At 57.2% G+C, this 22,152-nt stretch carries 22 protein-coding genes; 14 read left to right on the top strand and 8 right to left on the bottom strand.

Annotated features, from left to right (window positions below):
- Nucleotides 1-91 precede the first annotated feature (91 nt).
- Complete coding sequence (locus Tel_02980) at nucleotides 92-484, top strand: hypothetical protein (GenBank protein ALP52193.1); 393 nt, start codon at nucleotides 92-94, stop codon at nucleotides 482-484.
- A gap of 998 nt (nucleotides 485-1,482) precedes the next feature.
- On the opposite strand, the gene Tel_02975 is transcribed toward Tel_02980, so the two are convergent.
- The gene (locus tag Tel_02975; protein ID ALP52192.1) at nucleotides 1,483-3,372 is read right to left on the bottom strand and encodes a thiamine biosynthesis protein ThiC; all 1,890 of its coding nucleotides are present in this window, start codon (nucleotides 3,370-3,372) and stop codon (nucleotides 1,483-1,485) included.
- Nucleotides 3,373-3,719: 347 nt separating this feature from the next.
- Here Tel_02975 and Tel_02970 point away from each other — a divergent pair, with 347 nt between their 5' ends.
- From Tel_02970 to Tel_02950, 5 genes are all read left to right on the top strand, one after another.
- Nucleotides 3,720-4,376, top strand: coding sequence for a protein-L-isoaspartate O-methyltransferase (locus Tel_02970; protein ID ALP52191.1), 657 nt, complete (start codon nucleotides 3,720-3,722; stop codon nucleotides 4,374-4,376).
- 49 nt (nucleotides 4,377-4,425) lie between these two features.
- A complete protein-coding gene (locus Tel_02965) occupies nucleotides 4,426-4,746 on the top strand; it encodes a hypothetical protein (protein ALP52190.1) in 321 nt (106 codons plus the stop codon).
- A 5-nt stretch (nucleotides 4,747-4,751) separates the two neighbouring features.
- Entirely contained in the window at nucleotides 4,752-6,089 is a 1,338-nt protein-coding gene (locus Tel_02960; GenBank protein ALP52189.1) for a hypothetical protein, read from the top strand.
- Between the two features lie 91 nt (nucleotides 6,090-6,180).
- Nucleotides 6,181-7,113, top strand: a complete 933-nt coding sequence (locus Tel_02955; protein ID ALP52188.1) for a hypothetical protein — start codon at nucleotides 6,181-6,183, stop codon at nucleotides 7,111-7,113.
- A complete protein-coding gene (locus tag Tel_02950; protein ID ALP52187.1) occupies nucleotides 7,097-8,383 on the top strand; it encodes a hypothetical protein in 1,287 nt (428 codons plus the stop codon). The genes Tel_02955 and Tel_02950 overlap by 17 nt, the downstream gene beginning before the upstream one ends.
- 39 nt (nucleotides 8,384-8,422) lie before the next feature.
- Here Tel_02950 and Tel_02945 read toward each other — a convergent pair whose 3' ends face one another.
- The gene (locus Tel_02945) at nucleotides 8,423-9,205 is read right to left on the bottom strand and encodes a hypothetical protein (protein ALP52186.1); all 783 of its coding nucleotides are present in this window, start codon (nucleotides 9,203-9,205) and stop codon (nucleotides 8,423-8,425) included.
- Between the two features lie 14 nt (nucleotides 9,206-9,219).
- Between Tel_02945 and Tel_02940 the strand changes: the two genes are divergently transcribed.
- The 6 genes from Tel_02940 to Tel_02915 all read left to right on the top strand — a co-directional run bounded on the left by Tel_02940 (nucleotide 9,220) and on the right by Tel_02915 (nucleotide 13,976).
- The gene (locus Tel_02940) at nucleotides 9,220-10,014 is read left to right on the top strand and encodes a glycosyl transferase (protein ID ALP52185.1); all 795 of its coding nucleotides are present in this window, start codon (nucleotides 9,220-9,222) and stop codon (nucleotides 10,012-10,014) included.
- A 167-nt stretch (nucleotides 10,015-10,181) separates the two neighbouring features.
- Complete coding sequence (locus Tel_02935; GenBank protein ID ALP52184.1) at nucleotides 10,182-10,583, top strand: hypothetical protein; 402 nt, start codon at nucleotides 10,182-10,184, stop codon at nucleotides 10,581-10,583.
- A 15-nt stretch (nucleotides 10,584-10,598) separates the two neighbouring features.
- Nucleotides 10,599-11,663, top strand: coding sequence for a dTDP-glucose 4,6-dehydratase (locus tag Tel_02930; GenBank protein ALP52183.1), 1,065 nt, complete (start codon nucleotides 10,599-10,601; stop codon nucleotides 11,661-11,663).
- Nucleotides 11,660-12,550, top strand: a complete 891-nt coding sequence (locus Tel_02925; protein ID ALP52182.1) for a glucose-1-phosphate thymidylyltransferase — start codon at nucleotides 11,660-11,662, stop codon at nucleotides 12,548-12,550. Before Tel_02930 ends, Tel_02925 begins: the two co-directional genes overlap by 4 nt.
- The gene (locus Tel_02920) at nucleotides 12,547-13,092 is read left to right on the top strand and encodes a dTDP-4-dehydrorhamnose 3,5-epimerase (GenBank protein ID ALP52181.1); all 546 of its coding nucleotides are present in this window, start codon (nucleotides 12,547-12,549) and stop codon (nucleotides 13,090-13,092) included. The genes Tel_02925 and Tel_02920 overlap by 4 nt, the downstream gene beginning before the upstream one ends.
- Complete coding sequence (locus Tel_02915) at nucleotides 13,089-13,976, top strand: dTDP-4-dehydrorhamnose reductase (protein ALP52180.1); 888 nt, start codon at nucleotides 13,089-13,091, stop codon at nucleotides 13,974-13,976. The genes Tel_02920 and Tel_02915 overlap by 4 nt, the downstream gene beginning before the upstream one ends.
- A gap of 29 nt (nucleotides 13,977-14,005) precedes the next feature.
- Here Tel_02915 and Tel_02910 read toward each other — a convergent pair whose 3' ends face one another.
- Complete coding sequence (locus Tel_02910; protein ALP52179.1) at nucleotides 14,006-15,031, bottom strand: hypothetical protein; 1,026 nt, start codon at nucleotides 15,029-15,031, stop codon at nucleotides 14,006-14,008.
- 102 nt (nucleotides 15,032-15,133) lie between these two features.
- Here Tel_02910 and Tel_02905 point away from each other — a divergent pair, with 102 nt between their 5' ends.
- Together Tel_02905 and Tel_02900 are read left to right on the top strand one after the other, a co-directional pair.
- Entirely contained in the window at nucleotides 15,134-16,237 is a 1,104-nt protein-coding gene (locus Tel_02905; protein ID ALP52178.1) for a glycosyl transferase, read from the top strand.
- Nucleotides 16,218-17,126: a hypothetical protein gene (locus Tel_02900; GenBank protein ID ALP52177.1), complete on the top strand. Its 909-nt coding sequence runs from the start codon at nucleotides 16,218-16,220 to the stop codon at nucleotides 17,124-17,126. Before Tel_02905 ends, Tel_02900 begins: the two co-directional genes overlap by 20 nt.
- Before the next feature lie 37 nt (nucleotides 17,127-17,163).
- On the opposite strand, the gene Tel_02895 is transcribed toward Tel_02900, so the two are convergent.
- The 5 genes from Tel_02895 to Tel_02875 are packed head-to-tail and all read right to left on the bottom strand — an operon-like array spanning nucleotide 17,164 to nucleotide 22,093.
- Nucleotides 17,164-18,018 carry a hypothetical protein gene (locus tag Tel_02895; protein ID ALP52176.1) on the bottom strand — a complete coding sequence of 285 codons (855 nt, stop codon included), beginning with the start codon at nucleotides 18,016-18,018 and terminating at the stop codon, nucleotides 17,164-17,166.
- Nucleotides 18,015-19,127, bottom strand: a complete 1,113-nt coding sequence (locus Tel_02890) for a hypothetical protein (protein ID ALP52175.1) — start codon at nucleotides 19,125-19,127, stop codon at nucleotides 18,015-18,017. Before Tel_02890 ends, Tel_02895 begins: the two co-directional genes overlap by 4 nt.
- Nucleotides 19,124-20,281, bottom strand: a complete 1,158-nt coding sequence (locus Tel_02885) for a hypothetical protein (protein ID ALP52174.1) — start codon at nucleotides 20,279-20,281, stop codon at nucleotides 19,124-19,126. Before Tel_02885 ends, Tel_02890 begins: the two co-directional genes overlap by 4 nt.
- Nucleotides 20,281-21,051: a glycosyltransferase gene (locus Tel_02880; GenBank protein ID ALP52173.1), complete on the bottom strand. Its 771-nt coding sequence runs from the start codon at nucleotides 21,049-21,051 to the stop codon at nucleotides 20,281-20,283. The genes Tel_02885 and Tel_02880 overlap by 1 nt, the downstream gene beginning before the upstream one ends.
- 40 nt (nucleotides 21,052-21,091) lie before the next feature.
- A complete protein-coding gene (locus tag Tel_02875) occupies nucleotides 21,092-22,093 on the bottom strand; it encodes a hypothetical protein (GenBank protein ID ALP52172.1) in 1,002 nt (333 codons plus the stop codon).
- Nucleotides 22,094-22,152 lie beyond the last annotated feature (59 nt).

The raw sequence follows: 22,152 nt of genomic DNA, 5'->3' as shown, positions 1-22,152 counted from the left end.
AGACAAATCCGAAAAAATGGATATATATTTCGCCTGAGGCAACTCCAACAGGACCTTACGACCCCGGACAACTCGAAGAGGACGAGTCGCAATGAGCAAAGAATCACTCTGGTTTGGTTATTTGGAAATCGGAGACAAAAGCAGTCCCGTAGCGCAGGACCCGAAACTCTCCACCGGCAAGACCGACACCCTCTATCTGTTCAATCTACAGCGCAACGCCATTATCGAATACAAGCGCGACATTGTTGAACCCAAGCTGAGGCCGCTCAACGGCAATGAGGCCGACATCACCAAAGAGCTGAAAAAGGCCTTCAAAAAGATCGTCAAGGAATTCACCCCGCGCGGCAAGCCATCGGCTGTTTTGGAAGCACCCCCCGCTGTCACGACCGCACCCAAGAAAAAACCGAAGGAAGAAGCGCTGGAGGAGATCGGGATCGGGGATGTGGATGATGATTTTTTTGATGACGGGGATGATGAGGATTAAGGCCTGGGGTTCAGCTCGTTGATTGGAAAAGCTTGCGTAGTGATGCATGGGCTTTTTTATTTCTCCTACCTTTGGTTTATTGTCCCCTCTCCCCTTCAAGCACCCGCAGGGCATATAGGGGGTACTCGCGGAGCATAAAAGGGCGAGGGTGAGGGGTTCATTAACTAAGTCTGCGTTTGTCTCAGGTTTTGTTGTTTGTATCGCTACCGCGATGATTAATTTTGATGCGGGATTTCGCCCCGCAAGGCGAGTTACTTTCTTGTGGCAACAAGAAAGTAACCAAAGAAATGCTCCCGGCGACTTGCCCCATCAGCCAGACCCTTGAATGGTGCCCAGGGTGCGCTAAAAGCGGCGCACCCGTTCGACGGGGCGATCATTCACTGGATGATCGCCTGTTTCCGTCTCACCCCTTTGCTTCTCGCCCGAGACGGCGCGCGCAAAGGCGCAAACTACGCTTCAGTTGCGCGCTTAACCCGTCTCGGCCTGCGATGCTCGGCGGCGTCGGATGGGATTGGCGGGCAAGGTTCAACGACGGTGGCCCCTCAAGGTTGGAATAGGACAGTTTTCCAAACCACATAATGATTTCTTCCAACCGGTGGGGCTAAGGTGGGTTGGAAGATCCCGTATGACGCCGCCGAGCACCGCAGCCCATAGCGGAAACAAGCGCTCTTTGTCTGAGCCCGGGAGCGATAGCGAGCGGGCGAGTTCTAGAGCGCGCCGCTATGGGCGAGGAGCGCAGGGCACCGGATTGGCGGGGTTGGCCAATCCGGCAAGTCATCCGGGCGGCCTTTTCTTTGGTTCGTTTCTTTTGGCCGCGCAAAAGAAATGAACCCGGCCGCGGTCCGGGAACCGCATCGAAATCAATCATCGCGGAGCGATACAAACAAAAAACCTGCGACAAACGCAGGAATTTTAACCCCTAACCCTTTTATGCTCCGCGAGTACCCCCTATATGCCCTGCGGGTGCTTAGAAGAGAGAAGGAATACCAGCGCAGCAATCAAGCCTTCTGGTATATCTCCGCCCCGGTTTTCTTAAACTCAACCGCCTTCTCTTCCATCCCCTTCTGCAAAGCCTCCTGCTCAGAAACACCCTGCTTGGCGGCAAAATCACGCACGTCCTGGGTAATCTTCATTGAGCAAAAATTCGGCCCGCACATGGAACAAAAGTGTGCCACTTTGTGCGACTCCTTGGGCATGGTCTGATCGTGAAATTCACGCGCCTTTTCCGGATCGAAACCGAGATTGAATTGGTCCTCCCAACGGAATTCGAAACGCGCTTTACTCAAGGCGTTGTCACGCAACTGCACACCCGGAAAGCCTTTGGCCAGGTCGGCGGCATGGGCGGCGATCTTGTAGGTGATGATGCCGTCGCGCACGTCCTGCTTGTTGGGTAGGCCGAGATGCTCCTTGGGCGTGACATAGCAGAGCATGGCGGTGCCGTACCAGCCGATGTTGGCGGCGCCGATGCCGGAGGTGATGTGGTCGTAGCCGGGGGCGATATCGGTGACCAAGGGGCCCAAAGTATAGAACGGTGCTTCGAAACAGTCGTCCAGCTCTTTGTCCACATTCTCTTTCACCATCTGCAGCGGCACGTGGCCGGGGCCTTCTATCATCACCTGCACGTCGTGCCGCCAGGCGATTTGGGTCAACTCACCCAGCGTCTCCAACTCGCCGAACTGGGCGGCGTCGTTGGCATCGGCCAGGCAACCGGGGCGCAGACCGTCACCCAGCGAGAAGGAGACATCGTAGGCCTTCATGATCGCGCAGATTTCGTCGAAGTGGGTGTAAAGGAAGTTCTCCTGATGATGCGCCAGGCACCACTTGGCCATGATGGAACCGCCGCGCGAGACGATGCCGGTGAGGCGCTCGGCGGTCAGCGGCACGTAGCGCAGCAGCACACCGGCGTGGATGGTGAAGTAGTCCACGCCCTGCTCGGCCTGTTCGATGAGGGTATCTTTAAAGATCTCCCAGGTCAGCTCCTCAGCCTTGCCGTCGACCTTTTCCAAGGCCTGATAGATGGGCACGGTGCCGATGGGCATGGGGGCGTTGCGCAGAATCCATTCGCGCGTTTCGTGGATATTCTTGCCGGTGGAGAGATCCATCAGGGTGTCGCCGCCCCAGCGTGCTGACCAGACCATCTTTTCCACCTCTTCTTCGATGGACGAGGTGACGGCGGAGTTGCCGATGTTAGTGTTGATCTTGACGCGGAAGTTGCGGCCGATGATCATCGGCTCCAGCTCGGGATGGTTGATGTTGGCCGGGATGATGGCGCGGCCGCGAGCCACCTCGTCGCGGACGAATTCGGGGGTGATCTCGTCCGGCAGGTTGGCGCCCCAGGGCTCACCCGGATGCTGTTTCAGTAGTTTTGTGTAGCGCGGATCCTGACGCAGCTCCTGCAGACGGCAGTTTTCGCGGATGGCGACATACTCCATCTCGGGCGTGATGATACCTTGGCGGGCGTAGTGCATCTGGCTGACGTTCTTGCCGGCCTGGGCACGGCGCGGCGTGCGGATGTGTTCAAAGCGCAGCCGGGCCAGCTCGGGGGCGTTCTGGCGTTGCCGACCGAAGGCGGAGGTCGGCCCGCTCAGGATTTCAGTGTCATTGCGCTCTTCGATCCAGGCCGTGCGCACATCGGGCATGCCTTTAAGCAGATCGATCTTGACCGCCGGGTCGGTGTAGGGACCGGAGGTGTCATAAACCGTGACGGGCGGATTCTCCTCCACGCCGCTGTCGCTATGGGTCACCGCCTGGCTGATCTCGCGCATGGGCACACGAATATCGGGACGCGATCCTTCTATATATATCTTTTTTGAGTTGGTGAACGGCCGGGTAACTTCATCCGACATCCGGGCGGTCTGTTTCAAAAACTCTTCTGGTATCGCGCTCATAGCTTTGCCTCTATGGATGATAGGGTGACAAGTCTGCCGGGGAGCACGAAGAATCGTCGTGATGAGGACATTTGCCTTCCCTACACCGGCACTAACCGGATCAGGTTCAAAGGGTGTGATCTCAGCCCGTGAATTTAAGGTATGGGCACCCCCAGCGTCAGAGAGTTCAAATTAGCCCATTGGCCTGCGTTTTTCAAGGCGCAAGTACCGGACAGGCTTATAATTTCCGCCGTTGTTACGGCAAAACCTTAGCAATTCCATAAACATAAACGCTTGCTTCGATACGCCAAACTGCTTACCCTTAGGCGGTTGTGAATTGTGTCGGTCCTTAAGCTAGGGAGCAGAAGATGACAAATGTAGAGCTTGCCCGTTTCAATATGGTGGAGCAGCAGGTCCGCCCATGGGATGTGTTGGACTCTCAGGTACTGGAACTGATGGAGGCCATGCCGCGCGAGGCGTTTGTCCCGCAGGCCTATCAGAACGTGGCCTATGCCGACATCGACATCCCCATCGGCCACGGCGAGGTGATGCTGGCACCCAAGTACGTGGGCCGCATGCTGCAGGCGCTCAATCTTCAGGAGGGTGACGTGGCGCTGGAAGTGGGTTGTGGGACCGGTTATGTCACCGCCCTGCTGGCCAAGACCTGCCGGGAAGTCTACAGCGTCGACATACATCAGGCGTTCGTCGATACCACGGCCAAGAACCTGGCGACATTGGACATCACCAACATCACCCTGGAAACGGGCGACGCCGCCCAGGGCTGGGATGCGCACGGCCCTTATGACGCCATCTTCATCACCGGCTCGTTGCCGGTACTCCCCGAGGCATTCCAGAAATCACTCAACCGCGGCGGACGTCTGGTGGCCATCGTCGGTGACTCACCGGTGATGGAAGCCGTCTTAATCACCCGCACCGGCATCAATGAATGGAGTCAGGAGACCCTGTTCGAGACCGATATCAAGCACCTGGAAAATGCCATAAAACCTCAACGGTTTGTATTCTAGGGCAAACCGTATACCATTACGCGCTTATGTGCCACGAAGGTAGGTTTTCATGCGCCAATTGAGCCCCCAGCAGGTTCTCGAACTGCTTAACCAAGACGAGCCCAAACCGGTACTGCTTGATGTCAGGGAACCGTTTGAAGTCGAGATCTGCGCCATACAAGGTTCGATCAATATTCCGCTCCACCAAATCCCCGAAGCCGTGGACGAGCTGGACGCGGAGCGGGAATATGTCTTAATCTGTCACCATGGCATGCGCAGTCAGCGCGCCGGTGTCATCTTGGCCGCCAACGGCTTTGAACATCTAATCAATCTGGTCGGCGGCATCGACGCCTGGGCCTGCAATGTAGACTCAGGGATGAAGCGTTACTAATCAACATGAATACGCTGCAACGCACATTCGCGACATTCATCGCTTGCACCATGCTCGCGCCGGCTGCCCAGGCCGAAGATCTGATGCAGATCTATCAAGCGGCGCTGGACAGCGACCCGACGCTGAGCGCCGAAGAAGCCGGCTTCGAGGCCACCGCCTACGATCAACGTGAGACCAAGGCTCTCTATTATCCCAACATCACCCTCAGCGCCGATGCCAGTCGGGTCCGTGAAGAGGTTACCTCTTCCGGCGGCCTGATTCCGTCGAGCGAGAACAACTATACCGCCAAAGGCTATGCGCTGAACTTGCGTCAGCCGCTGTATCGCCGCGATTACGTCACTCAGTTGCGCCAGGCCGAGGCCACCACGCGCCAGGCCGAGGCCCGGCTGAATCAGGTCTATCAGGAAATCATTCTGCGCGTCGCCCAGGCCTATTTCGAGGTACTGGCGGCACGCGACAGTCTGGAATTCGCGCAGGCGGAAAAAAACGCCGTTGAGCGCCAACTGGAACAGGCCAAACAGCGCTTCGAGGTCGGCCTGATCGCCATTACCGACGTGCAGGAGGCACAGGCCGCCTATGACCAGACCATCGCCGCCGAGATCCTCGCTCAGAACAACCTCGCCGTGACCCGTCAGGGCCTGCGTGAACTCACCGGCCGCCTGCCGCAGCATCCCCTGCTGGGCCTCGGTAACGACATGGAACTGGCCACGCCCGACCCCACCGATATCGAGGCTTGGGTCGAAACAGCCCTGCAAAACAATTACACCCTGCTGGCCGCGGAAGCCAATGTGGAAGTGGCGCGCCAGGCCGTGGCACAACAAAGCGCCGACCGCCATCCGAGCCTCGACCTGGTGGCCGGCCATGACTTCAACGATGTTGGCGGCGGCAGTTTCGGCCGCCGCGAAACCGAAACCAACTCCATCGGCCTGCAACTCAGCGTCCCGCTGTATCAGGGCGGCGGCATTTCGGCCGGCATTCGCAGCGCCACGGCCCGCCACATGCAAGCCCGCGATCTGCTGGAACAGCAACGCCGCACGGTTCAGCGCGAAGCCAGTGAGGCCTACCTGAATGTGCTGGCCGGTATCAGCCAGGTGAAGGCGCTGCGCCAGGCGGTCGCTTCATCCGAAAGCGCCTTGCAGGCCACACAAGCCGGCTATGAAGTGGGTACGCGCACCACGGTCGATGTGCTCGACGCCCGCCGCGAACTGTTTCGCACCCAACGCGATTATGCGCGCTCACGCTACGACTACATCCTCGCCAGCCTGCGCCTGAAACAGGCCGGCGGCATGCTGAGTGCGGAAGACGTGCAAAAGGTGAACGCCTGGTTAGAGACCTCTTCTTAGGGGGCGCCGTGCGCAGCATTGCCCCCGGCTCAGGAATCACCGTCTTGTGTGCTGCGACGCGCCCCAACCATAATCAAGCACGATTTTTCTTTTGAGCAACCGCAGCAGAGCCAGACTTGATCCGCGTCCGTATCTCGCGCCGCGGTACTGGCCGCTGTGGCTGGGCTTCGGTCTGCTGAGACTGGCTATCCTGTTGCCCTATCGCTGGCAACTGGGCCTGGGCGGCCTGTTGGGCAGACTGATGCAACTGGCCATTCCACGCCGCCGCCACATCGCCGAAACCAATATCCGACTATGTTTCCCCCATCTCCGCGAGGCCGAACGGCAGGCCATCGTCAACGAGAGTTTTCGTTCCACCGGTATCTCATTGTTTGAAATCGGTCTGTGCTGGTGGGGCAGTGAACGTAAATTGGCACCGCTATGCCATATCGACGGCCTGGAGCATCTGGAGGCCGCGCACCAACAGCGCAAGGGTGTAATCCTGTTCAGCGCCCACTTCACCTGCCTGGAGATCGGCGGCCGGCTGCTGGCCCGGCACGCGCCTTTTTACGTCATGTACAAATATCATCGCAATCCGCTGTTCGAGGCGGTGATGAAGGACGGCCGCGAACGCCGCTTTCTCGGTGCCATCGAACGCAGCGACGTGCGCAGCATGCTCAAAACCCTAAAGCAGGGCCATGTCTGCTGGTATGCGCTGGACCAGGACTTCGGCACGGTCAATGCCGTGTTCGCGCCCTTCTTCGGCATTCCCGCCGCCACCCTGACCTCCACTTCGCGCCTCGCCAAACTTACCGGCGCCGCCGTGGTGCCCTGTTTCGTACGCCGCCTGGACCACGGCCGCGGCTATCAGCTCACCCTGTTGCCGGCGCTTACGGACTTCCCCAGCGGCGACGACCAGGCCGACGCCACGCGCACCAATGCCCTGATCGAAAATGAAGTGCGCAAGGCGCCGGCGCAGTATCTATGGATGCACCGCCGCTTCAAGAGCCGGCCCAAGGGGGAAGCAGATGTCTACCGCCGTTAAGCCGGATTGGCGGTATCGCGTGCTTTTCACGCTGCTGGCACCCGTACTGGCCTGGCACGGCATCGCCCAGGCCCGCCGGGCCGAAGACCCGCGCATGGCGCGCCAGAAACTGGGCAAGGACCTACCCGAGCGTCACGACCGGCCGGTGTGGATTCACATGGCCTCGGTGGGTGAGGTCAATGCCGCCTATCCCCTGGTGATGGAGCTGCGCCGACGCTACCCGGCGCTCCCCCTGATCGTTTCCACCTTCACACCCAGCGGTGCCGCCACAGCCCAAACAAAGTTGGGGTCGGACATTGAGCACGTCTACCTGCCGCTGGACTTCAAACGCGCAGTGCACCGCTTTTTTGAGCACATCAAACCGCGTTGCGCCCTGATCATGGAAACCGAAATCTGGCCACGGCTGTTCTATCAATGCCGGCGCAACGACATTCCCCTGATCATCGTCAATGGCCGCCTGTCGCGGCGCAGCATGAATAAACCGAGGTGGATGCGCGCGGTTTACCGACAGGCGCTGCAAAATGTCGATCGCATCCTGGCCCGCTCCGAGACCGATGCCGAGCGCTTTCAGACACTGGGCGCCGCGGCGGACAAGATCCAGGTGATCGACAACATCAAGTTCGCCGCGCCAGCGCTGCAACCGCCAATCGCCCCCATCGAGCTGCCGCGCCCCTATATCCTGGCGGCCTCCACCCATGACGATGAAGAGTTGCAGCTCAGCCGCGCCTGGCTTGCCTCTGATCTGGGCCAGACATATTTACTCGTCATCGCGCCACGCCACCCCAAACGCAAGGCCGCGATTCTGCAGCAACTGCGGCCCCTGACCGACGCATTGGCGATACGCAGCGACAAGGATACGGTCACAAACGCCACGCAAATCTACCTGGCCGACACCTTCGGTGAGCTGCAGGGCTTTATCGCCGGGGCCGAATTGGTGTGCATGGGCGGCTCGCTCATCCCTCGCGGCGGCCAGAACCTCATCGAGGCGGCACGACTGGGCAAGGTGGCCCTATTTGGCCCGCACATGGAAAATTTTGCCGACGAACGTGATCTGCTGCTGCAACACCAGGCCGCGGTGCAGGTAAGCGATGCAGAGGCGTTGATCGAAAAAATTGAAACACTACTGCATCAAGCTGGGCAGTTGAAGGCCATGGGTGCACGGGCGCAACAACTGGTAGGCACAAAAGCGGATGTGGCACAACGCTACGCGCAAGCGCTGGAGTCTTACCTGGTCTCGCCACGCGGTACCGCGCCCCACACGCCCCTTTGAATAGGGCGACCGCAGGGAATTCGCCGGCTGGCGCCAGGCTCAAAGGGAGGACACAGCAGCATAACCGGTCAACACGCATTGCCAGGCCTGTGCCTCGAAATGAAACGGCCCCTGTTGCTGTTTGAACTTGCCCAGTGAGCGCCGCAGCCGCGCCAGGTTGGCCTGTTGCCAGCTCGAATCAGGCGCCCGCCGCGCTCCCTTGTCGAAGTCAATCACGAAGACCTGGCCGTCTTGGTCCAAAAGGATGTTGCGGGCATTGAGATCGGCGTGATAAACACCCGCCCGGTGAAAACGTTTAATGGTGGCCCCGATTGAGCGCCACTGCGCCTCAGCCAAGGGCCGCTGCCGCAACACATCGGCCAGGGGCGTGACACCGGGCAGGCACAGGCTTACCAGATCGGCGCTGTAAAACAGGCCGTGACGCCGCACCCGCGCCGCCACCGGCCGCGGCACCGGCAGACCCTGCTCATACATCTCGGCGAGCAGATGCCATTCGCGCCAGGCGCGTGTGTCGGCCAGCCCCGACCATCGATAACGATCATGGCTCAACTTGGCCATCCAGCCGCCGCGGCGATAGTGACGCAAAACAAACACCTGATCCCGAAAACGAAAAATACAGGCGGCGCCGCGCCCCTGCGCCACGCCGAGCAGAGCCTCTTGCTCACGCCAGTGATCGGGCTCGAAAAACTCGACCGCAGGGCGCTCGATACAGGCGGCGTCAAACAGAATATGCACGCCCTGCCGGCTGAATTGCTGCGCCTGTATGCTCACCTGCCCCACCCCGTTATTGCGACCGCGTCGCGCCTGGTTCACACTATGCATACCAACCACGCGCCATGGGAACGCAGTACGTGAAAAAATTCTTGATTCTTTTTGTTAGTCGCATCATAAAAATCATCGCGAATCTTACCAAGCTGTTATGTTACGTCTTTCATTTCCTGTTTCCCAACAAAAGATTCACCCTGCCCCAACGGGCCGCGCCGATCTTCAGCAAGCGCGGCCCTGCGGTAATTTCCAGGATCATCTGGCAAACCAATTACACCGACCGCGTCACCCTGCCGCTCTACCTGAATTATCTGTTCAACCGCCTGCTGTCACCCAGTTTCGAATATCGCTTCATGGTGACCGAGGCGCGGGCGGATTTCATTCAATCGAACTATGCGGCAGATATATATGACAACTATTCAAAGCTCCAAATCGGCGCGGCCCAGGCGGATTTTTGGCGCCTGCTGGTGCTACAGAAATACGGCGGCGTCTACCTGGATATCGATGCCCATTTCGTCTGGCCGCTGGGCGGGATCGTCAAGCCCGACTATGACGAGCTGTACGTCACCACCAAGCGCGGCGACATCAGCAACTATTTCATCGCCAGCAAGAAAGACAACCCACATTTAGCGCAAATGATCGACGTGGTGTTGGACAACATCAAACATCGCCGCTCGGAGAATGTGTATGACCTCACCGGTCCCGGCGTCTTCAACCAAGTGTTGGACAACAGCAAGGTCAACACCACCAGTTATCGCTACACCTGCAACCAGGGCAATTTCACCAACGAATATTTTCAGTACGTCGACAAGCCCGAAGGCAAATGGACCAAGGCCCAGCACAAAATCGACATCATCAGAAAATAGATTCACAAGCCGTGAGGAACACCGCCACAGCACACCCAACCACCGGGCCACCTTTGGGCGGCGCCCGCTGCCATCAGCGGAAGTGGCCTTTTGACTGCCCATCCAGTAAACTAGCGCCCCAATATCGCTTATACATCAAACAACTACATGACCTTCGGTGAACGCCTATGAACCTGTCTGCAGAAATCTCAGTGGGTGAATTCCTCGACAAGATCACCATTCTCGAAATCAAGTCGGAACGCATCAAGGATACGGCCAAGCTGGACAACATCCGCAAGGAACTCAGCACCCTGCGCCGCAGCTGGGACGCCTCGCCGTTTTCGCAGCAGGATATCAGCGCCGAGGTCGCGGAACTGAAACAGATCAATGAGAAGCTGTGGGAGATCGAGGACTACATCCGTGACAAGGAGGCCGAAGGTGCCTTCGACGCGCGGTTCATCGAACTGGCCCGCTCGGTCTATTTCACCAATGACGAGCGCGCCGCGGTAAAGCGTAAGATCAATCTCAAGGTCGGTTCCGAGTTGGTGGAAGAGAAATCCTACGCCGATTACCGGCGCCCAGACGCTTAATTAAAGGACAGCTCCATGTCGATCAACACGCTTTTGGTCACCGGTGGCGCGGGCTTTATCGGCTCAGCGCTGATCCGTCAGCTCATCGCCGAGACCGAGACCACCGTCGTCAATGTGGACAAGCTGACCTATGCCGGCAACCTGGCCACCCTGGGCGAGGCGCTGGAGCACCCGCGCCATCATTTCGAGCAAATAGACATCTGCGATGCGCCCGCCATCAAGCAAGTGTTCGACAAATATCAGCCCGATGCGGTGATGCACCTGGCGGCCGAATCCCATGTGGACCGCTCCATCGAAGGGCCGGCGGCCTTTATCGAGACCAACATCGTCGGCACCTACACCCTGCTGGAGGCGGCGCGCGACTACTGGTCGGGCCTGAGCGGCGCAAAGCACGAGCGCTTCCGCTTTCACCATATCTCCACCGACGAGGTCTACGGCAGCCTGGGCGACACGGGGCTGTTCACCGAGCAGACCGCCTATGCCCCCAACTCACCCTACTCGGCCAGCAAGGCGTCTTCGGACCATCTGCTGCGGGCCTGGCATCATACCTACGGCCTGCCGACCCTGCTGACCAATTGTTCCAATAACTACGGCCCCTATCAGTATCCCGAAAAGCTGATCCCCCTGATGATCTTCAACGCCCTGGAGGGTAAGCCGCTGCCGGTCTACGGTCGCGGCGACAATGTGCGTGATTGGCTGTATGTGGAGGACCACGCCCGGGCCCTGCGCCTGGTGCTGGAGCGGGGCGACGTGGGCGCGTGCTACAACATCGGCGGACACAACGAAAAGACCAACCTGGAGGTGGTTAGGGCCATCTGCGCCTATCTGGATCAGCGTTTCCCCGATTCGCCCCACGCACCGCACGAGCAGCTGATCCACTTCGTGCAGGACCGTCCGGGCCACGACCAGCGCTATGCCATCGACGCGGGCAAGATCCAGCGTGAGCTGGGCTGGACGCCGCAGGAGAGCTTCGACAGCGGTTTGAAACAGACCGTCGACTGGTATATCGATAATGCGGAAAACTGGAAGAAAGTCACCGCCGCCGACTATCAGGGCGAACGCCTGGGGTTGATCAAATGAACGTATCACGCAAAGGCATCATCCTGGCCGGCGGCTCAGGCACGCGCTTGTACCCCGTGACCCAGGCGGTCTCCAAGCAGTTGCTGCCGGTCTACGACAAGCCCATGATCTATTACCCCATCTCGGTATTGTTACTGGCCGGCATCCGCGACATCCTGATCATCTCCACGCCGCAGGACACACCGCGCTTCGAACAACTGCTGGGGGACGGCGGTCAGTGGGGCATCAACATCCAGTATGCGGTGCAACCCGAGCCAAAGGGTCTGGCCCAGGCCTTCATCATCGGCGAGCAGTTCGTCGGCAATGACCCCAGCACCCTGATCCTGGGCGACAACATTTTTTACGGTCACGATTTATCCGAGCTGCTGCAAAATGCCAACGCCCGTACCGGCGGAGCGAGTGTGTTTTCCTATCCGGTGAGCGATCCTGAACGCTACGGCGTGGTGGAATTCGATCCGCAAGGCAAGGCGATCTCAATCGAGGAAAAACCCAAACAACCCAAGTCACACTACGCCGTCACCGGGCTCTATTTTTACGACCAGCAGGTGGTGGACATGGCCAAGCATCTCAAGCCCTCGGCCCGCGGCGAGTTGGAAATCACCGACATCAACAAGCTCTATCTGGACAAGCGACAACTGCAGGTGGAGCCCATGAGCCGCGGCATGGCCTGGCTCGATACCGGCACCCACTCCTCGCTGCTGGAGGCTTCCAGCTTCATCGAGACCATCGAAAAACGCCAAGGCCTGAAGATCGCCTGCCCGGAAGAGATCGCCTTTCGCATGAACTTCATCAGCGCCGAGCAGCTGGAGGCCTTGGCCAAGCCCCTGCTCAACAGCGGTTATGGCGAGTATCTGATGCGCGTGATGACGGAGCCGGTGTTTTCATGAAAGTCATCGAAACCCAGATTCCCGAGGTCAAGATCATCGAACCGAAGATTTTCGGCGACGAGCGCGGTTTTTTCTATGAAAGCTATAACGCACGAATACTCGCAGAGACCGCCGGTATCACGGAAAGCTTCGTCCAGGACAACCATTCGCGTTCCGCCAAGAACGTCCTGCGCGGCCTGCACTATCAGATCCAACAGGCCCAGGGCAAGCTGGTGCGCGTCATCAGCGGCGAGGTCTTCGATGTGGCCGTGGACATCCGCCGCAGCTCGCCCACTTTCGGCCAATGGGTCGGCGTCATGCTGAGCGGCGACAATTTCCACCAGCTCTGGGTGCCGGCCGGCTTCGCCCATGGCTTTCTGGTGGTCAGCGACATGGCCGAGTTTCTCTACAAGACCACTGACTTCTACGCCCCCGAATACGAGCGCAGCATCCGCTGGGATGACCCGGCCATCGGTATCGACTGGCCCCTGGACGGCGCGCCGATCCTCGCGGCAAAGGATCGCGACGGCCAGTTGCTCACCGCCGCCGAGGTCTATCCGTGAGCCGCATTCTGGTCACCGGGCGCAATGGCCAGGTGGGCTATGAACTGAGGCGTACCCTCGTGACCCTGGGTGAGATCATCGCCGTGGACCGGCATGAGCTGGACCTGGGCCAGCCCGAGCAGATTCGCCAACAAATACAAACCATCAAGCCTGACTTCATCGTCAACGCCGCCGCCTATACCGCCGTCGACCAGGCCGAGAGCGATGCCGAAACAGCCATGCGCATCAACGCTATCGCCCCCGGCATTATCGCCGAAGAAGCGAAGCGCATCGGCGCGGCCGTGATCCATTACTCCACCGACTATGTCTTCGACGGCAGCAAGACCACACCTTATCTGGAAATCGACACCCCCAATCCGGTCAGCGTCTACGGCAAGACCAAGCTGGCCGGCGAACGGGCCATCCAGGCCGTCGACGTGCCGCACCTCATCCTGCGCACCAGCTGGGTCTACGGCAAACACGGCAAAAACTTCTACAACACCATCCTGCGACTGGCCCACCAGCGCGAAGAGCTGGGCATTGTCGATGATCAAATCGGCTGCCCCACCTGGAGCCGTAGCATCGCCGAGACGACGGCCCAACTGATTGCGCAACAACTAACCCAAGCCGGTGGCGATTACTTTGACGAGTGTAGGGGCATCTACAATTTGGTCTCAAACGGCCAGGTCAGTTGGCATGGTTTTGCCAAACGTTTTCTCGAGCTCGATCCAAACAGGGAACAACAGACGCTAAAGAGACTGAAGGCTATCGGCACGGCCGACTATCCCACGCCGGCTACGCGCCCCGCCTATTCCGTCATGTCGACGGAAAAGCTTTTAGGCACCTTCAAGCTACAAATGCCATCTTGGGAGCTAGGCGTGCAACTTATTTCAGAATCCCCCTGAAATTTCACCACCAGAGGCTCACGCCGGACTCACTTGGGAGCGGGATAACCGCGCCCGTTAGGCGCCTCCCCCCCGGCCAGTACTCCAAACTGCGGCGGCTGATATGTGTCCACCAACTCGATTCCAGACAAATCCAGATGCTCGGTGCATGATTCGTGTAAAAAGAAAAGGTTGGCACCACTCAACTCGCCGTACACGAGGCGATACCCCTTCGCCAAGGCCAGTTTATACAGGGATAAAATACTCGCCCCCTCTTTGCTGGTGGCGCCCAACCTGGCGGCGTCCGCCTTGGGCACGACATACTCCTTATCGGGGAGAATACTTGAGTTGTACTCTATGATGACAATCTTGGGCCGGAATTCCGTCAAGCCACGCCAGACGTAGTAGTCGATGCTATCGATGTCGATGGACAGGACCTCAAAATCAACAGGCACGTCAGCCTGGCGAAAAAGATCATTAATATTTTCCTCGGTTACGAAACCGTTGTGAAGCGTTACCTTGTTGTTTCCCCCATAGAGCTTGGAGAGATCCGCGAAAAAGCGCTTGTCCGCCTCAATTAGAAAACCGCCCCACCCCTTATCGGACAACAAGTGGCGGCTATTGCTCATGCAAATACCGTCATAAGCACCAAATTCAACAACGCACCTGTGTGGCGCCGGGATATGCTCAAGCAGACGTTGCACCACCCCGTCTTCGCCGTGCTGAGAATAAATACTCGCCTCCGCCGCCTCCAGAGCGGCAATCAACGGACTGCGCGCCTCTCGCTTGCACCATCGTTCAGGCTCGTGGGTAAACCCTTGTGCGCAACCTCGGATATAATAGGGAGGATGGTCCGGGTGATTCGGAATGATTTTAAACAGTGACGTCTCTATTTCCACCCGACAGGTGCGCGAAGAAAAGTAGGCCTCCCAAATCGGCACATCCCCCCTGTCCACATTTATTTCACTACCCTCCTTGGTGATAAGCGTCTGCGGTGCCCTCGGTGCGCCTGAGGCCGCATACAATGCGCGCAATGGGTTTTTAAAATCCTTGTGTAAGGTTCGATACCGCCCCATATCGAGCAGCCTGCCTAATTGATGAGGTCTCACGTATTTTTCCAGTTATAATTCGTAGATAAACCAATATGCCGCAAAATTCGCTGCTGAAAAGTATACACCATGACGCAATTGCCCCTTACCCGCCCGCCACAACACCTATGCCTGCTGCGCCTCTCGGCGCTCGGTGATATCAGCCACATGCTGCCGGTATTGCGCACGCTTCAGAAACACTGGCCGGAAACGCGAATTACCTGGGTAATCGGCAAGCTGGAACACCAATTGGTCTGCGACATTCCCGAAATCGAGTTCATCATCTTCGATAAAAACGAAGGCCTGGCTGCCTACAAGAAACTACGCAAGCAAATGCGCGCTCGTCACTTTGATGCCTTACTGCACATGCAGATGTCCCTTCGTGCCAGTCTGGCCAGCCTACTGATCCCGACTAGGATCCGACTCGGCTTCGACCGCCAAAGGGCCAAGGATCTACAATGGATGTTCACCAACCACAAGATTGAACACAGACCCAGACAGCATGTCATCGACAGCTTTTTCGGTTTTACCGAGGCGCTGGGGATCAAAGAGCACGTCCTGGAATGGAACATTCCTATACCGAATGACGCGCGCCAATATGCGACAATGACCCTGGATTCAGACAGAAAGGCATTGATCATCAGCCCCTGCTCCAGCATGAGCTATCGCAACTGGAGTTCCGAGGGTTACGCCGCGGTCGCCGATTATGCCAGCGAAACTTATAATATGCAGGTAATCCTGTGCGGCGGTCCCAGCCCCATTGAACTGGAGTACGGCGAAAGGGTTACAGCGCTATGTCGCCACCGACCCTTGAACCTGATCGGTCAAACCAGCGTCAAGCAACTCGTCGCCCTATTGGCGCAAGCTGAGCTCGTGCTCGCCCCGGATTCCGGCCCCGCCCATCTGGCGACCGCCGTAGGCACGTCGGTCATCGGCCTCTACGCCGCCACCAATCCGGACCGCGCCCGCCCCTATCTCAGTGCCGATCTGGTGGTGAACAAATACCCCGAGGCGATCCGAAACCAATACGGGAAATCCGTGGCCGATATGCCTTGGGGCACCCGCGCCCGTGCCGCGAGCGCCATGGCCAGCATAAGGCGCGAGGATGTCATCGCAAAGCTGGATCAGCACCTAAGCACCAGACCTAATGAACAACCTCAGGAAAATTCAAAAAATGAGCAATCTTTCCATTAAACTAAAACGCGAGCTGGTCAAGGGATTAGCCAAACTCGGCTTGAGACAGGTCAAGTCCGACTATCTGGGCATGCCCCTGCGGGTTCCGGTTGTGCAAGGAGTAGTGAACAGTGGTTTCATCGTCCCTGCGGAGCTATGGATGGGCCAATGCTTAAAGACCTTTCTCGAAACGAAAGCTGGGGCTGTAATAGACATCGGCGTAAATGCGGGAGTCTACCTAGTCAAGCTGCGACAGTTATCCACTGAACGTGAATACATCGGATTTGAACCAAACCCATCCTGCAATCTGTATACACAAGAACTCATTCGGCTGAACCAATTTGAAGCGGCACGTATCTTCCCTGTAGCTCTGTCCGACAACACTGGAACGGCTCGCTTTTACGCCACGGAGATCGGAGACAAGACAGGTTCCCTGGTATATGAGCATAAGGCGCATGAACCACTGGATCACTCTTTCGATGTTGTAACCAATACCGGCGATGAGATGCTGAATCTTTTGAAGCCTCAAGACATCTGCGCCATCAAGATTGATGTAGAAGAGGCGGAGCTGTTCGTATTGCGCGGACTGAGCACCACCATCGACAGACATCGACCTTATATATACTGCGAAGTCATCGCCCCTGACGGCGACAAAACCAGAGAACAGCGCACCCAAGAGATCTATCAGCTGGTCACATCAAAGGATTACGCCGTGCTCGGAGTTCGAAAAGACCGACCGCTGCTAACGCAAGTAGACACCGCCTCTGCCTTCGGCGCGGGATTCGAGCAGGAATACATTTTTTGCCCTGCGGAATGTGTTGAGCCATTCTGCAACACGATCAAACACAACGCTACAGAAATCACCGTCGATGTCGCGCAAAAGACGAACACACTCAAGGCCACCAGCTAACATGGCCTAGCCGGTCCAAGGTTGTGGGCACTGTATATTAATCGTTCGCGGACGACACCCCGAGCTTGTGGAAGTACTGAATCTCCTTTAATGCCGCGTCTGCATCCGTCACCTTTTCAAACTCCACAAACAGATCGGCTTCTACCAGTATTCTGGGGTCTATCCCCAAGCGAAACACCTCTCCGAAGATCCGCTTCCTGTTCTCATATTCGATATCCTTACGCTTACGCATAGCGCGCCGATAGGCCGCGTAGTTCACCCAAAACACAAACGGGTAAGTCAACAGCAACAAAACGACGGAAGTATTATTGGCCCTGTGGTGGTGTATCTTGCGGATCTTCAACCCCGCCAATAGAGCAAGCAGCCTGAGCCTCTGAATCCCAATGGAAAAGACATGCCCAAAATAGATCTGACTACTCCCTGACCTGGGATCGGAGAACCAGACAGAATCGATTTCATTGGGGGGCATGAGCTTGTACATCTCCGATTCGGAAAATAGGTAACTGAAGCGCGATCGCATATTGGAATAATTCGGTGTAGTCAGGATCAGTCGCCCACCGGGTTTCAGTATACGACTCAACTCTTTGAGAGCGAGGTGTTGGTTGGGCAAATGCTCAATCCCCTCCTGGCACAATACCATGTCGGCGAAGCCATCCCCAATAGGCAAGGCGGACATCAGGTCCGCCTTTTGGCACTCCACCCCTTGTGCCTTAAAAACCGCGGGGAACAGATCATAGGCATGGACTTCGGCACCGGCATCGCGCAGGAGCCCGGACGAAACCCCCTCTCCCGCCGGCAGGTCCACCACGGTCTTACTGCGTATCTCCGCCTGATGGTGCTTAATGAATGCCGCGACGAAATCGCTGATCTTGTGGGTCCCTGAGAATTTCATATAATTTCCTTATGCGCTACAGTGTTCTCCAGTGGAGACCAGCCAAGCACTATCTCAACAAAACCACAAACCTTATTAAATACCAAGCCGACGGGCAAATCACGCTCCAATAGCGGATAGCCACACCTATCGGCCGTCTCCCGCCTTTCAACCATACAGGCGACGAACGGCACATTCTGCGGCGCGGTATACTCCGGTCGTGTCGCCAGATACAGTCCGGCGATTGGTGTTCGAACCCCGGCCGCCAAGTGCTTCAAACCTGAATCGGGCGTAATAATCAGATCCACACCTTCAACCACTGCGGCCTCGACATCGAAATCCACTCTCGGCACTCGCACACAGGCTTCCGAATGTTTTTTGTACCCCTCGATAAAGACTTCTGTAATCGCCTCATGACCAGGACTGGACAGCACAACCGGTACCGCGCCATAGCGTTTATTCAAACCGCATGCCAGAGAGACATAACGATCCACGGGCCACATCTTCTCGGGGGCTCCCGCCCCCAAGTTGTAGATCACGCTAAGCGACGAAATATCTCCGGCATAGTCCTTCGCCGCCGCTCGCGCCGCGTCACTCACATAATAATTGGGCCCCGCAGGCACCTGATCTTTTTTCACCTCCAAAGGGAGCAACATCTCGGCCAGAGCATGCACCCAGTAACCACAAAACTTAGGCGACCTAACCAAAAGATTATTGCATTTACGCAGCGCGGGCCGATGGTCATATCCCAGCCGAATACGGGCGCCTATCCAACGGCTGATGCGGGCACTGGAATCACTGGCATAAAGATCCACGCACAGATCAAAACGCTTTCGCCGCAGATAGCTCACCTGCCGTCTCAACGAGCTGAGGTACCGGAAAAGCGGTTTCTTTTTACGATCAAAGGATACAACCTCGGCAATGTCTGGATGGTTGTTAAAGACCTTGGTGCTGCCGGGATCAGTGACCACCACCAGATTCGCAGCCGGAAAACGCCTCTTTAACGCCTCAATGACAGGAACACGCATGAATACGTCACCGAGCAATCCCCAACAAAGCACACAGATGCTCTGAACCGAAGCCAACTCAGATTGTTCAATGGAATAGCCATAGTACGTTTTATTGCTCATGCATCACTCTTTGTGCCGAAGCCTATAGACGCCCCCGGGACCGGTTCAGGGTGGCCGTGTAGGTGTTTACGTAACAGATTAAAATGGCCTTCCTGATTGAAACGCTCATCGGCATCCCGCTTTCCAGCCAAGGCCAGACGCTTGCGCAGGTCCGCATCCACCGCCAAGCGTCGAACTTTAATATAGAAATCATCCGCATCAAAAGATCGAAACAATAGACCATTCTTATCATGATGAACGATCTCGGGAACGCCGCCCCGATCACTGCCGATCACGGCGACACCGGCCCGCATCGCCTCAACCAGCACCAAACCAAAGGTCTCTTCCCAGGTGGTCAAGGCCACGATGTCACAGGCCTGCATCCAGCACTGGACATTATCTGTAAACCCCTCAAAATGAATTCGGTCATCGAGCCCATATTCACGCACACGGGACTTCAGCTCGGCGACATACTGCGCATCCATGGTGTGACCGACCACCAGGGCATACAGCGGCAAACCCTCATCACGCGCCTGACATAGCGCCTCAAGCAACAAATGCTGGCCCTTAGGTCGTTCCAGACGTGAAAACACACCAACCAAGATCGCAGCATCCGGCACAAACCAAGTGCTGCGCAAGCGGTGACGCTGCTCAGCCGTAATAGGGGAATCAACACCCGCCACGCCATGATATAGGGTGTGTACACGCTCAGCCATCCTCGGCGCAAGACACTGACGTACCTTGGCATTCATGGCATCGGTAATGGTCAGCAAGCGATCAATCTGGGCATACAACCAGCGATGATAAATATCTTTCTTGGCGCGCGTAATCTGCATATGCCGGGTATAGACCAATCGCGGTGCACGTGTCGAGGAACGCTTGGCCAAGGCCGCCAGGGCAAGATCCTTGCCCCAATGTACGTGCACGACATCTATTCTCTTGGTGTCGATCAACTTGGAGAGACGCTTGGCGGCCGCTAGCGGCAATGGCGCGAACAGCACCTTAATCGCCTCCGTGTCGATCTCATGCCTGCGCAGACCTTCAACAATACGACTGGCCGGACCGACAATGGCCAACACTTCGTCCCCCGCCGCCTTGAGCGCGGCGCTGGTCCGCACCATATACAGCTCCAGGCCACCGCTATCCGGCGACGTACAGAGTTCCAGAACCCGCATCAATCGGCCTCCGCGGTGGACTGGCTGCGTACCCACAGATCGGCGTATTTGGCAAAGGTGGAATGGGCCGAAAGCAGGGCCAGCAGCAGTCCTTGTCGCCCATCGAGAAAACCGGCACGCAGCAGATACATCTTCACGAAACAGCCGATGCCATGGAAAAGGCCCTGAGACAAGCTCGCCCGCTTGCCATGCTCCTGGCGCTGCTGTGCCCAGGCCGCGGCATAATGGGCGGACTTAATGAGATAATGATTCAGATCACGATAAGTGTAATGCAACAAATCACCACTGAGCACGGATTCCTGCATCCCCTCGGAGAGGACCAGCTTTTCGTGGACCCGGTCGGCACGATAACCGGCACGCTCACGCGCATACAGGCGCGGCACATAATCCGGATACCAACCACTATGGCGGATAAAGCGACCAAAGACCCAAGACAGGCGTGCCACTGCATACACCACGTCGCGCTCATCAGCCGCAACAGTCGCTTCAATACTGGTCCTTAGCGCCTGCGTCACTCGCTCGTCGGCATCGAGCATGAATATCCAGTCTCCGCTTGCCTTGGCTTGGGCACGCTGGCGCTGGACACCAAATCCTTGCCAATCCGCATCGACATACACCTTGTCGGTGTAACGCCTTGCGATGTCGAGGGTGGAATCCTCGCTACCCGCGTCCAATATAACGATCTCATCAGCCCATTCCACCGTATTCAAACAGTCGGGAAGATTCTCAGCCTCATCTTTGACTATCATCACAATGGACAGCGTTGGCATCTAGGATTCCTTAGTATTCCGTGTAAATTACTGCGATAGCTCAGGCAAGCAGCTTGCGGCATAAGGCATAAACCTGATCCACCGCGGGTACTGAGGCATCCACACAAAAGGCGGCCTCATGTCCACCGTCACGCGGCCAATAACGAAACGGCTCGGTACTGAAGAATATTCCTACCGTCGATGTTTCACAGGCGATGGCGATATTGCGGATACCCGTGTCATTGCCGACCAGCAAATCGGCGCCCTTGACTAGCGAAACCGTCTCATCGAAATCATCCAGCCTCAAGCCGGTGACATTCCCCTGTCCTTGCAGGGGGGCCATAATTTCGTCGATACGCTCCCATTCGGCTATGCCCTGCAGAACCACATGCTCATATTGGGGATAGTCCTCGGCCATCCGCCCGACTAATTCCGCAAAGTGGGCATGGGGCCAGCACTTATCCGGCGTCGAGGCGCTGGGGAAATAGACCACATAGGGCCTGTCACGTTGCAACGGAGTAACACCCATATCGAAACGCAGCGGATGCTCGTGGACGTGGCCCAATATACTGAGCATATCCAACAAGGTTTCGGCCTCGAAACGCAGATCGGAACGTAAAATGGCGACATCATAGAATGCCGGGCGTTGAAGGGTATGATAGGGAAAACCGATTTTCAAGCTCGCCGGCGTCAGTTTGCATAGCCAGAATGAACGTGCCGTGGCAGCCAGATCGAATAGCAGGTCATGGCGCCCCAATTCCCTGCCCCGCCTGATCTGTTGGCTCAAAGGCACTGTGCGCTGATCACGCCCATAGGCCATGTGCACATGATCCACGAGATCCAAAGGCGCGCCGCGGGTATAATTGGTAACCAGGCTGAGGGTGATCTCGGCATTGGGAAAGAAGCGCCGCAACTCCACCAGGAACGGTCGAGTCAGCACCATATCCCCGACGGCGGCATGGCGAATCACCGCGACGCGCTTGATATCTTCTGGCGCCAGGCGATCGGCTACAATCGTTGCTCTACGCTTGGCCCACGCACCGTTTTTAAACCAAAGCTTCATACTTACTCTCTTTCGCCTGCCGCATACGTAATGGATGCGCACAAAATCGCTGTGTGGCG

The sequence above is a fragment of the Candidatus Tenderia electrophaga genome, from assembly GCA_001447805.1.
In the GTDB taxonomy this organism is placed as follows: domain Bacteria; phylum Pseudomonadota; class Gammaproteobacteria; order Tenderiales; family Tenderiaceae; genus Tenderia; species Tenderia electrophaga.
The sequence above is the reverse complement of the archived record's forward strand: the minus strand, read 5'-3'. Positions and strand labels throughout refer to the sequence as shown.